Consider the following 12675-nt stretch of genomic DNA (forward strand, 5'->3'; position numbering starts at 1 on the left):
TTTATTAGACTTATTCTTTAAAAAATGAATGTCTGTAATTTAAGACATTAAAAATCTATGTCCTTTATACAAAGAAACCATATTTTCTGACTATTTTCAATATTTATTTTTCAATAAGGAGATATATGTATGTATAAAATTAATGTTTTTACCGCAAAACGTTCGCTTTCTTGGGTTCAGCAACTTGAAAAAATTAAACCCGCTTTTTGTAAATTTCATTACTATGCTTATAACGATAATGCACATTTACATGAGCTTTTAGAGAAGCATTTAGATGGGGGAGATGGAGCACTTTTTAGCGGGCAGATTCCTTATTTCTTTGCTAAAAGCTATTTTCAAGAAGTAACAGTACCAATGCATTATTTCGATATTTCAGAGCGTGATTTTTACCGTACCGTTACGGAGCTTTTTTATGAGAAAAAGATAGCTATGAATCGTATCGCCATCGATTTTTGTTATGAGGAAAACGGCTATCTTGGTATTCATGAATGGTCGATAGGTGAAAAACCGTTTCTTTTTAGCCAAACAATGAGCGAGTTCGCTAGTAGTGATATTATCGACAAAGCTGCAGAATGGCACATACAATTGCATAACGAAAACAAGGTTGAGCTAAGCTTTACACGCATTGCAGAAATACGTGAACGATTAGCGCTTCAAAACATACCGTTTATTGCTTTTTACCCATCTCTGTATGCCATGCAATTAACATTGGATCATTTTGTCAAACAGCTTCAAATTCGCCAGCTTAATCAAAACAAAGTCGTTGTTGTACATATTTTAATTCCGATAGACAAATCGAATCTAGATGACTTAGAATATCGGCAAATCGCCTTATATAAAGCAATTTTAGATTTCAAACAACTATATGCTTCTTCGTTTATCGTGCATCGAGAGGCTTCATTCCTTGCGATTATCACGACATATCAGCAATTCTTATCTACAACAGATCAATATACACATTGTCAGTTAGTTGATTTTTTAAATGATAAGCTATCCTTTCCTGTCAAAATAGGGTGGGGGATTGGTGACTCTCTTATTGAAAGTCAGGAGTTTGCTAAAAAAGCCGCAACCCTCTGCTCCTCAAAGGAAACACAGGGCTATATAATTGAAAATACGCGAGAAATCGGACCTTTATTATATGCAACAAAGCTACAGTTTGACGATGAAAAACAACAATACTTAAAAACGTTAAGCACTACCTATGACATTCCTTTATTACAATTACAAAAAATTGACGCTATGCTGGAAAAGCTAACGACCACTATCGTCAGTGGCGAATTGCTCAGCACTCATCTTGGCATAACAGTCCGCTCGGCAAACCGAATTTTAAAGCAGCTCCATGAAAAAAATTTAGCACACGAATTGCCAAGCAATACCTCTTCAACACGTGGGCGCCCAAAAAAGTATTATCAAATTACTTTAACGAACAAGGATATTAACTAAAATTACTATCAAAAAGGGGCTTAGTGGAGAGTTCCTTGGAGCTTGCATGATATAGCCTTGAAACATGAAAAAGAGACATCCATTGTAGGATGTCTCTTTTTGATGCACGTCTATGTTAAGTGAAGATTATAGTTTCACTACATTCGTTGCTTGAGGTCCACGGCTTCCTTCTTCTACGCCGAATTCTACTTTTTGGCCCTCTTCTAAAGTTTTGAAGCCATCTGCTTGGATCGCTGAGAAATGTACGAATACATCGTTGCCACCTTCAACTGCGATGAAGCCAAAACCTTTTTCTGCGTTAAACCATTTTACTGTTCCTTGTGTCATGTAAACACCCTCCCAAAAAAATTCAACAATCAATTGCTTCCATCACATATAAAAAACGTATTCAAAAGCTTGTATTCCTTGTGTATACGCGTTTTTAATCATCGCAACGAAGTAATGTAATTATTACCTTTATTATAGTACAGAATTGTTTGTATATCCAGTATATTCCGTTTTTAGTAAAAGAAATTTTACATTTGTCATCAAATGGTAATGAAATTAATCAATCCATGCTTTTTCCTTGGCCACAATGACGGCCTCTGCTCGTGATTCAACATTCAGTTTGACGAATAGCTTCGATAAATAATTTTCTACCGTGCGCTGAGTGACCCCTATAGCTGAGGCAATGGCTTTGTTCGTACAGCCTTGTGCAACGAGCTGTAATATTTCCTGTTCTTTATCACTTAATAATACCTCTTGTTGAACATTAGGTAGGTTGGTACGTTGCTGGACAAAGTCTAAGAAATCGGCTGCCAGCAAAATTTCGCCTCTTAGCGCTGCTTGGATCGTTTGAATCACCTGTTCCTTCGTTGCAAGCTTTGATAATAAGCCATCAATTTTTTTCTCAATGAGTAGCTCATAATAATCGGACAGCTCGTAGCCTGTATAAAGAATAATGAGTGCTTCAGGTTGTTTTTTCTTAATCATTTCTGATAATTGAATGCCATTGATTGGCTTCATATTAATATCAATTAGGAATAACTGGAAAGCTTCGGTATCCATTCTTGGTAAAACAGCTGCACTATCCTGTTCGGTTTCGATTTTGACATTGGCTAAATCCTGTAACAATGTTTTTGTACCATCTAAAACGACAGGATGGTCATCTATAATAAGTATGTTCATCATATGAATCCCCGTCCTCTTGTATTTGTATAAAAATATGCATGCCCTCATTGTGGCTAGATTGGATGGTAATATTACCATTAAAAGCACGGACACGTTCGCGAATGCCATTAATGCCCATGGATGCAGAGGACTGGATCAAATCGTCTATGTCACAGCCTATCCCATTATCATCATATTGAAGGATAAAGCCATGAGGAACTGCTTGTAATTGGAGCGAGACCTCCGTTGCTTCGGAATGCTTGATTGCATTATTGAAAAGCTCCTGAACGAGACGATAGACCACGAGATGGAGGGTTACATCCTGGAATTGCACCTGATCTATTCGAGCATCTAATAAAAAGTCGGCACGTATCTTTACCTTTTGAATCAGTTTTTTTAAGGCTATTTGTAAGCCGAAGGTATCTAGTAGAGGGGGACTTAAGTTCTCGCAATATTCTCGTAAGTCCTTCGTCGCATTTAATAGTTGCTCACGAATATCCAGCACGGTTCCTTTGTTAATAGTAGGTGAGCCAGCAAGAACATCAAGCTCTCTAGCTAAATGCAGCTGCTCCTGCAAAATGGTATCGTGTAATTCCTGTGCTAAAATACTTTTTTCTTTCTCAATAATATTCCACAGCAATTTATCGAGCCAATGAAGCGGTGTATCACTGGTGTTTTTAATTTGCTGTATGTCACGAACTAAATCCTCAATTTGCTGTAAATTATTGATGGACATGGACACATACAGCGCGAGCAACTCTAACCAAAGCAGCTCTTCCTTTTGTAAGGTATGTTGTATCTCTAACATAATTTTTTCCTCACCAGCATCATGTAGCAGCAGCCGCGTATAGGAGCTGGCAAGCTGTGGGGAATCTTCTGTTATCGTACAGATATGAAAGGCTGTCGTGCCTAGTTTTTCGGTAATTTCATATTTAAAACGGTCTAATAATTCTTGCTGGTTTTTTGCTTTCCCCATACGATGAACCGCCGCATATAAATTATGTACATAATTTCCAGTGGAAGAAAAGATAATTTTTCGATACTTAAAATCAATGCGTTCTTTTACATAAAAGCTAGCAATGATAACCAAAAACAGCAGTAAAAAAATACTTGTCATATGAACAATGGAAAGCTCGCCTAAAAATAATAGCGCAATCCCTGCTGTGGCTAGAAGGGCACTGAAAAAGGCCAGTGTTGAATAATAGCGTAAACGGGATAATTGGTATTCAATATCAAATAATCGTTCGTTCACCTGAATAAACAGAAATGAGAATGGAATAAATAATAAAAATAAAGCAGCTATTTCGGCGTGTAATAACGGCTTATGTCCTAAAATTTCAGGTGTCACGAAAAACAATAAAAATGGTAAAAATGGCACAATAAACGCAATGGCAATCAAACGGATTTTAGCTAGTTTCGTCCGTAAGTAACTCGTTAATAAAATATAAATAGCATAGAGCACAAGAATAGCAAATAAGCTCAAGTTTAAGAGAGGTGTCAACTCACGAACGGTTGGCAAAAATTCTCCTAGTAAATCACAGACCGGAATGATAAGTGGAAACAGATATAGCCATTTACTGTCGATATAGGTCCATTTAATTCGTAAGTAGTTGAAAAAATGCTGTAAAAAGTGAAGGAAGAGAACCATACATAAAATAATACATATGCCGATGACAAACTTGCCAATGACATTCCCTCTTGCAGAAGCGCCTGTGCTAATGTAGGCCAGGGAACAGGTTAATAAAAATAGAATCAATAAAAAAGTGGATAGATTATTTTTATTACGCTGACATAAATAAAGTGCAACAACGAAAGCTAAAAGAAAATAAAAGATAGGAAACAAAATTTGTAAATATAATTCTTCCGGCATATCTCGATGCTTTACAGCAATGGTTTGAATCGCCCCATCAGGTTTTTGAATCGTTAATGTATGGGCACTTCTAATGATGGAATATAGCTGAACAGAGCGGTCTTCCAAAGTCGGCTCTCCATCAATGGCTAGAACGATGTCCCCTTTATTAATATTTTTTTGCTGTGCCCATTGAGGATAGTAGCTATCGATGAAGACAGGTTGTCCATTTGTTATATCAACGCTCATACTAATAAAGGGCGACTTGATTGCAATGGCTAATACATAAATGCCAAGTATAAAATAGGTAAGAAAAATACTATATGTCCATTTTTTCATTATGAAACCTCAAGTTTGCTTATGATAATAATCTCCTATATATTATCGCTAATTATTGATAAATTTGGAATACCGAAATGACGCGTTTCGGAAAACCACTATTATTTTTTCGGAATAACGAAATAGTGTTTTCGGACATGGCTATGATAGGGTAAATTTAATCATTGTGACGAATAGGGGGGCTATTGCGTGAAAAAAGGCATTTTATCACTTATTGTGTTTTTCCTCATCGCTATGATCATGAGTCCGTTGACCACGAAAGCCAAAACGGTAGATCAAGAGAAAGTCGAAGTGGAAATTTGTCTCATCGGTAGTGATAATCATTTTGTTTATAAAATTCCGAAGCGTTTACATAAGGATATACCCTACACTGAAATGAGGAATGGCATTCAAGCTTCCTTAGCTAGTCATTGGAAAATTGAAGAAGCTCATTATGAGGCGAATAATTCAAATGTTGCTTACACCTTTTACATAGGGGATTTATTTCAAGAAAAGCAAGATGGGCAGCTGAAGGTATCGATTCCTTATCGTATTTTACTTGGGATGTTTGGGGAACAGGATCCTATTCAATTGCGTATTTTAGCGAGTAAGTTATCCCATTGGACTGTCAATACAAAGGATTGGACGGCACTTGGCTTTATGGAGCCTTTTACTTTTTTAAGTGAGCGCGAATATATATATGAGGGCGCAGTCGACGATTTATTGAACCAAAGGGTGGGTCATTTTAATGGTACGATTCAGAAAAATCAATTATTAGTATACAGTGTCATTTATTTTAGTTTTATTGGTATTCAATTGCTTGCTTGTCTCATTTTGTCGAGACGCTTAAAAAGAAAAATCATTCAAAATCCAGACAATATGCATCAGTTCCGTAAACTGAATTATCTGTATCAATTACTACCAATTTTAATTATTGTTGCCCAAATCATCTTTCTTGTGATGACTGGCCTTATTACAGCATTCGGGCTTTACTTCAGCCCTGGCATCGATTTATTAGTCATCGTTGGACCTATTTTACTCAATATTATTTTACTTCCTAGCTTTTTCGTCACGGCAGAGAGTGAAATCTCCCGGGAGCTTAACAACAAGAATTCCTACCATTCGAGCTAATAATAGACGTACGAAAATACGCTGTAAAATGGTATAATGGTCAACAACAAACTTGAAGGAGCTGTTGAAGAAAAATGACGCATCCAGAAATGGCGTACTTAAATTTACTACAACATATATTAGAACATGGCACGAAAAAAGAGGATCGTACAGGGACAGGTACATACAGTGTCTTTGGTTACCAAATGCGCTTCGATTTAAGCAAAGGCTTTCCACTATTAACAACAAAACGTGTGCCTTTTAAGCTTGTAGCGAGTGAATTGCTATGGTTCATAAAAGGGGATACAAATATTCGTTATCTATTACAGCATAATAATCACATCTGGGATGAATGGGCATTTAAAAAATGGGTAGAATCAGACGATTATAATGGCCCTGATATGACGGATTTTGGTCGCCGTTGTTTAGTGGACGAATCGTTTAATGTCCTCTATCAAAAAGAACTTGCCTCATTTTGTGAGCGTGTTTTAACAGACGATGATTTTGCACAACGGTACGGAGATCTTGGCAATGTTTATGGCAAACAATGGCGTCATTGGACAACCTCTAATGGAGAAAGCATTGACCAGTTACAGGATGTCATTGATCAAATTAAGCATAATCCTGACTCACGTCGTATCATTGTCAATGCATGGAATCCAGAGGATGTCATTAATGCGGGTGCAAAGGGCAGTAAAGCGGCATTACCGCCATGTCATGTCATGTTCCAGTTTTATGTAGCTGATGGTAAATTAAGCTGTCAGTTAATGCAGAGAAGCTTAGATACATTATTAGGCTGTCCTTTCAATATTGCTTCTTACGCCTTATTAACTCATTTGATTGCCCATGAATGTGGACTCGAGGTTGGTGAATTTATTCATAGCATTGGGGATGCTCATATCTATGCAAACCATGTGGAGCAAGTTAAGGAACAGCTTTCACGTGAGCCAAGAGACCTACCAACATTACACATCAATCCGAATAAAACATCGATTTTTGATATTGAGCTTGAGGATTTATCTATTGAAGGATATGATCCGCATCCTACGATTAAAGCTCCTATTGCCGTATAATACTAGCAGCAGCCATTATGGTTGCTGTTTTTTCTTGCTTTCATCTAGTTCTTACTAATCATTTTAGTAAACGGGTAAATAGTTAGATGACTAGTTAAAGAGAAGTTGATTATATTAATTATGGTATTATTAGCATTATTTGGAACAATGGCGTTCGTCAACATAATGGTAGAGGTGAAAGTTGTGAAGAATACACTAGTACTTCAAGCAGAAGAAAGTGAACCACATCCAAGACATCTAGAACAAAAAATTGGTTTGGAGCAACAAATGTTTTCTGTTAATACTGCAAAATTGTCAGAGCAGCAAGTCCTAGAGATGATGCAAATCATTGAGGAGATTCGGCTGAAAGGCTATAAAGAAACACTATAAATGTAAGCGCCTTCTAAGCTATAATGGCTGTGGAGGTGTTTTTTATGAACGTAATTTTTATCGATTCATTTTCAGGGGAAGAATTATTACATATGGTCTCACAGGATGTAGCGGGTATTTTGGCAGCTGCTCAGGGAGAAAGTGTGACATTTCCAGTAGGTCACTTTAAATATGAATTTCACAATTTAGATTTTTATGAGGACAATGGACAAATCCGTCAAGAATTAGTGATTTATGTGAAAAAAATATAAGTCATGCATGGGAAATAGTTAAAGGGAAACAATATTTACAGGTGACAGTGCTTGACTTTTTTCTGCACCTGTAACTATAATGGTTACAACAGGTGGTGATTCATATGGTGAACAGTCGATTTTCGGTGGCGATCCATATACTTTCGCTCATTGCCACAACATCTGATAAAAGCCTATTAACGTCCGATTTTATTGCTGGCAGTGTGAATACAAATCCGGTTGTGGTGAGACGTATGATTGGTGTCCTAAAAAAAGCGGGCTTACTTTCATCACGATCTGGGATGGCCGGCTACGAGCTATTAGTTGAGCCAAAGGATTTAACATTGTTAGCCATTTATCAAGCAATGGATGGGCCAAAGCAGCTTTTTGCGATTCATGATGAGCCTAATCCAGCGTGTGCAGTGGGACGTAAAATCCAACATACATTGGAAGGGGTTTATACATCTGTTTGGCAGGCAATGGAGGAGCAATTACAAGCACAGACGCTTCAGGACGTGCTAGATCAACTTCGTATTTAGACGGAGATGATCTTTTGTATCCAACCTGTAACTAAAATAGTTACAACTATATTTGAGGAGGAAAATTGAATGAAAATAGCAGTGATTGGTGCAACAGGGAAAGCAGGACAAAAAATAGTAGAGGAAGCGTTACAACGTGGTCATGAAGTAACAGCCATCGTTCGTTCGGCAGCAAAGGTAACAGCCTCTATTCCAGTGATTGAAAAAGAGGTTTTTGAATTAACGCAAGAAGATGTGAAGGGCTTTGATGTGGTGGTAAATGCATTTGGTGCACCAGCAGGTCAAGAGGAGTTACATGTAAAAGCAGGTCGTCATTTGATTGCAATTTTCAACGGAATTGACACAAAATTATTTGTCGTAGGTGGGGCAGGCAGTCTATTTGTGGACCCAGAGAAAAAAGTGCGTGTTATGGATACACCTGATTTCCCAGAGATGTTTTTGGCAACAGCCCAAAATCAAGGTCAAAACCTAGTGGATTTACAACAATCCTCTATTCATTGGACATTTTTAAGTCCTTCCGCATTTTTTGATCCAGAAGGCCCGCGTACAGGACACTACACAGCAGGTATTGACCACTTATTAGTAAATGACGCTGGTAACAGCTATGTAAGCTATGCCGATTATGCGGTGGCTGTATTGGATGAGCTAGAACAACCTCAACATGAAAACAGCCGTTTTACTGTGACATCAAATAAATAATAATGAAATGAAAACCAATAAAGTTGACGAAGAGAACAACTTTATTGGTTTTTTGACTTTTAATTCATGTTTCCAATCCATTTAAGTTAATTTTGACTTTACCTAAGAACAATATAACGGCTAATATTGCTCGACCATTAATAAAATATGCTCGGTTTTTAGCGGATTTTTTGCTTTTTTGAAGGATTTTTTTCGTTTACAGAAAAATGACTGTTTACAATACGACTTTTATTAGCTACTATCAAGTGTGAGTATTACATAAAAGGAGACGACAATAATGTCAACACAACGAATAGAAAAAGATTTTTTAGGTGAGCGCGTATTACCAGCAGAAGCGTATTATGGAATTCAAACACTGCGTGCTACGGAAAACTTCCCAATTACAGGCTACACAATTCACTCTTCACTAATTAAAGCAATGGGGATAGTGAAAAAAGCAGCTGCATTAAGTAATATGGAAGTACACCTATTATCAAAAGAAATTGGTGAGGCAATTGTCGAAGCTGCACAAGAAGTGATCGATGGCAAATGGGATGCAGAATTTATTGTAGACCCAATCCAAGGTGGCGCAGGTACATCCATCAATATGAATGCCAATGAAGTGATCGCGAACCGTGCCCTAGAAATTTTAGGGAAAGAAAAAGGGGACTATCACACAGTAAGTCCAAATAGTCATGTTAATATGTCACAATCAACAAACGATGCTTTCCCAACAGCGATCCATATCGCTGTGTTAAATTTAATAGATGAATTACTTGAAACGATGGATTATATGCAATCTGTCTTCCATCAAAAAGCGGAGCAATTTGCTCATGTTATTAAAATGGGCCGAACGCATTTACAAGATGCAGTGCCAATCCGTTTAGGACAAGAGTTTGAGGCTTATTGCCGTGTGATTAATCGTGATATCGTACGCATTCGTCAAACACGTCCAAATCTTTATGATGTGAACATGGGTGCAACGGCTGTAGGAACAGGCTTAAATGCTTTCCCAGATTACATTAAATCTGTTGATGAGCATCTTGCTGAAATTTCTGGTTTACCATTAAAAGGTGCGACACATTTAGTGGATGCAACACAAAATACAGATGCCTACACAGAAGTATCTGGTGCTTTAAAAATCTGTATGATTAATATGTCTAAAATCGCTAATGACTTACGTTTAATGGCTTCTGGTCCACGTGCAGGCTTAGGGGAAATCCTATTACCAGCTCGTCAACCAGGTTCTTCTATCATGCCAGGTAAAGTTAACCCTGTTATGCCAGAGGTACTGAACCAAGTTGCTTTCCAAGTAATTGGCAACGACCATACAATTTCTCTAGCTTCTGAAGCTGGACAATTAGAATTAAACGTAATGGAGCCTGTATTAGTATTCAACCTAATCCAATCGATTAGCATTATGAATAATGTTTTCCGTGCGTTTACGGAAAATTGCTTAAAAGATATTGAAGCAAATGAAGAGCGTATGAAAGAATATGTAGAGAAAAGTGTTGGGGTATTAACTGCTGTTAACCCTCATATCGGCTATGAAGTAGCTGCTCGCTTAGCGCGTGAAGCTATTCTGACAGGTCGTTCAATTCGTGAGCTTTGTATCGAAGAAGGCGTCTTAACAAAAGAGCAATTAGATTTAATCTTAGATCCATATGAAATGACACACCCAGGGATCGCTGGTTCTAGTATTATGAAATTAAAATAAATCTAGATTTCAAGACTGTAGACATGCTACTTAAGCTGTCTATAGTCTTTTTTTGTGAACAATTATCGGAGATTTAAGGAATGCTTTGTGTCTTTATTCTTATAAAAATAGAGCTTTTCTTTATGATTTTTAGGATTATTCAACTATAATGATGGTATAGAAGTAATATTTTAGTTGGGGGAATTTGTTATGAGTTTACGAAAAAAGAGTTTACTTGGCTTTTCTGTTTTAAATGTCTTAATGATTGCTATTTTATTTATTGATTTAGCCAATGTAACGTCATTAGAATGGCTTTCTACCATTTTAACCATCGTAGGAATCGCGATTACACTATCTTACACGGCGTATGTGCACTACAAAGTTATTCAGCCAATTAAACAGTTAACCAAGGCTGCACAAGGGATTACTGCAGGCCATTTAGATAATGTGAACATTGAGGTTCGAGACAATAGTGAAATTTCTCAGCTAGCACAATCCTTTTTAGAAATGAAGGAACAATTACAAACAATGTCACAAAAAATTGCACACAGCTCATCTGATTTATCAGCAAGCATTGAGGAGTTATCAGCAAGTACGAATGAAATTACTCTTGCTGTAGAAGAAGTAGATCAACAAATGGAAAAAACGTCTGAGGGCTTAAAACAGGCTGCCGAGTCGGCTTATTCTAGCGCAAATGCGATGCAGGAAACGGTCGCTGGAATCGAACGAATTACCGTTGCTACACAGGATGTTTTTGATCATGCGAAGGATGCCAATGATATTGCAGGAAATGGTGCAAAGATTTTACATGTTGCGAAGAAGCAAATGCAATTTATTTCCGCTTCAACTGAAAAAACAAGTGGTCTTATGCAACAATTATCAAGTAAAATGACAGATATAAAAGCGATGACTGATATGATTACGGCTATTACGGATCAAACAAATCTATTAGCATTAAATGCAGCCATTGAAGCTGCTCGTGCTGGGGAGCATGGGAAAGGCTTTGCGGTCGTGGCTGAGGAAGTGCGTCAGTTAGCTGAGCAATCAAAGCATTCTGCTACGCAAATTGTGGACTTAGTCGTGGGGATTGAAAGTGATACAAAACAAGTTGCGTCAGCAGTGGAAGATGATTTAAAAAATGTCCAACAGGGTGTTTATGTCATTGATGAAGCAACAACATCTTTTGGAACGATTTCACAGCATGTTCGCGAAATGACAGGTCAGCTTGAGGACATTTCAACGACAGCTGAACAGCTTGCTAGTAGCGCGAATGAAGTGGCATCCTCTGTCACAACGATTGCAGATGACATGGGCAAGCTATCTAATTACACAGAAGTTGTTTTACATTCAATGGATGAACAAACTGCCTCCATGCAAGCAGTCAATCATGTTACACAGGATTTAACCGTGCAAGCTGATAATTTACAGAAGCTAACCAATCGATTTGATTATGAAAAAGAGCGTTTTTAGTCCTGAAATAATTATTTTACATAAAATAAATTTACTAGTTTTTTAATATAATTTTTCATTCGCTTTAGCTAGCAAGACAAGAGGCTTTTTTACAGATGACCAATTTTCTGTAAAATATGCCTCTTTTTTTATTAATTATTTAGCAAACTTGTAAATTCACAGATAAATAAAAATGTTGAATTTTTTAATGTAGTTTCTTATAATGGACTAGCTGTTACCTCTATTACTCACTTCAACTATTGCAACCCGCATTCGCCGGGTCAACAAGTCATTTCTATTTCTCTTCGCAAATCCCTTGCGAAATCATAATTTGTAAGACAACAACTAAATGCACGTACAACTAAATCGTTAGAACATTTCAAACTACTGAAAGGAAGTTATGTCCAGAAAAAATATTATTGAAAGATAATTCTGAATATAGGAAAGTGAGAGATTGGATTGAAGCTATCACCAGTTGAACAAGAAAAATTACTCCTCCATGTGGCAGGAGAACTTGCGCTGAAAAGAAAAGCTCGTGGCTTAAAGCTAAATTATCCGGAAGCTGTGGCACTGATTAGTAGTTTTATTATGGAAGGTGCTCGAGACGGCAAAACGGTAGCGCAGCTGATGAGTGAGGCTAAGCATGTACTTACAGCTGAAGATGTAATGGAAGGTGTCGGGGACATGATTTCAGATGTGCAGGTTGAGTGTACATTCCCAGATGGGACGAAGCTTGTTACGGTTCACCGTCCAATTCAATAAAGGAGTGTTG

13 protein-coding genes are annotated in these 12675 nt (G+C 37.4%); 10 read left to right on the forward strand and 3 right to left on the reverse strand.

The window, feature by feature from the left end; translation table 11 throughout:
* Window positions 1-129 precede the first annotated feature (129 nt).
* Complete coding sequence (locus MKY49_RS10280) at window positions 130-1443, forward strand: hypothetical protein (RefSeq protein WP_312507298.1); 1314 nt, start codon at window positions 130-132, stop codon at window positions 1441-1443.
* A gap of 126 nt (window positions 1444-1569) precedes the next feature.
* Here the strand turns inward: MKY49_RS10280 and MKY49_RS10285 are convergent, their stop codons facing one another.
* The 3 genes from MKY49_RS10285 to MKY49_RS10295 all read right to left on the reverse strand — a co-directional run bounded on the left by MKY49_RS10285 (window position 1570) and on the right by MKY49_RS10295 (window position 4780).
* Window positions 1570-1770 (reverse strand): cold-shock protein, encoded by a 201-nt coding sequence (locus tag MKY49_RS10285; RefSeq protein WP_274797030.1) that lies wholly within the window; start codon window positions 1768-1770, stop codon window positions 1570-1572.
* A gap of 216 nt (window positions 1771-1986) precedes the next feature.
* Window positions 1987-2613: a response regulator transcription factor gene (locus MKY49_RS10290; protein ID WP_274797032.1), complete on the reverse strand. Its 627-nt coding sequence runs from the start codon at window positions 2611-2613 to the stop codon at window positions 1987-1989.
* The gene (locus MKY49_RS10295) at window positions 2588-4780 is read right to left on the reverse strand and encodes an ATP-binding protein (RefSeq protein ID WP_312507299.1); all 2193 of its coding nucleotides are present in this window, start codon (window positions 4778-4780) and stop codon (window positions 2588-2590) included. The genes MKY49_RS10290 and MKY49_RS10295 overlap by 26 nt, the downstream gene beginning before the upstream one ends.
* A gap of 189 nt (window positions 4781-4969) precedes the next feature.
* On the opposite strand from MKY49_RS10295, the gene MKY49_RS10300 reads away from it, so the two are divergent.
* The 9 genes from MKY49_RS10300 (at window position 4970) to ureA (ending at window position 12665) form a co-directional block, all read left to right on the forward strand.
* Window positions 4970-5890 (forward strand): hypothetical protein, encoded by a 921-nt coding sequence (locus tag MKY49_RS10300; RefSeq protein ID WP_312507300.1) that lies wholly within the window; start codon window positions 4970-4972, stop codon window positions 5888-5890.
* 74 nt (window positions 5891-5964) lie between these two features.
* The gene (locus MKY49_RS10305; protein ID WP_341386149.1) at window positions 5965-6942 is read left to right on the forward strand and encodes a thymidylate synthase; all 978 of its coding nucleotides are present in this window, start codon (window positions 5965-5967) and stop codon (window positions 6940-6942) included.
* Between the two features lie 105 nt (window positions 6943-7047).
* On the forward strand, window positions 7048-7311 hold the full coding sequence (locus MKY49_RS10310) for a hypothetical protein (RefSeq protein ID WP_341386150.1): 264 nt from the start codon (window positions 7048-7050) through the stop codon (window positions 7309-7311).
* Window positions 7312-7355: 44 nt separating this feature from the next.
* Window positions 7356-7562 (forward strand): thymidylate synthase, encoded by a 207-nt coding sequence (locus MKY49_RS10315; protein WP_274797039.1) that lies wholly within the window; start codon window positions 7356-7358, stop codon window positions 7560-7562.
* A gap of 104 nt (window positions 7563-7666) precedes the next feature.
* Window positions 7667-8080 carry an Rrf2 family transcriptional regulator gene (locus tag MKY49_RS10320; RefSeq protein WP_274797040.1) on the forward strand — a complete coding sequence of 138 codons (414 nt, stop codon included), beginning with the start codon at window positions 7667-7669 and terminating at the stop codon, window positions 8078-8080.
* Between the two features lie 69 nt (window positions 8081-8149).
* Entirely contained in the window at window positions 8150-8779 is a 630-nt protein-coding gene (locus MKY49_RS10325; protein ID WP_274797041.1) for an NAD(P)-dependent oxidoreductase, read from the forward strand.
* Between the two features lie 277 nt (window positions 8780-9056).
* Complete coding sequence (gene aspA, locus MKY49_RS10330) at window positions 9057-10475, forward strand: aspartate ammonia-lyase (protein ID WP_274797042.1); 1419 nt, start codon at window positions 9057-9059, stop codon at window positions 10473-10475.
* Window positions 10476-10664: 189 nt separating this feature from the next.
* Entirely contained in the window at window positions 10665-11924 is a 1260-nt protein-coding gene (locus MKY49_RS10335; protein ID WP_341386152.1) for a methyl-accepting chemotaxis protein, read from the forward strand.
* Window positions 11925-12362: 438 nt separating this feature from the next.
* Window positions 12363-12665 (forward strand): urease subunit gamma, encoded by a 303-nt coding sequence (gene ureA, locus MKY49_RS10340; protein WP_012294325.1) that lies wholly within the window; start codon window positions 12363-12365, stop codon window positions 12663-12665.
* Window positions 12666-12675 lie beyond the last annotated feature (10 nt).

This window comes from Lysinibacillus sp. FSL M8-0134, from assembly GCF_038069745.1.
GTDB lineage: Bacteria > Bacillota > Bacilli > Bacillales_A > Planococcaceae > Lysinibacillus > Lysinibacillus irui.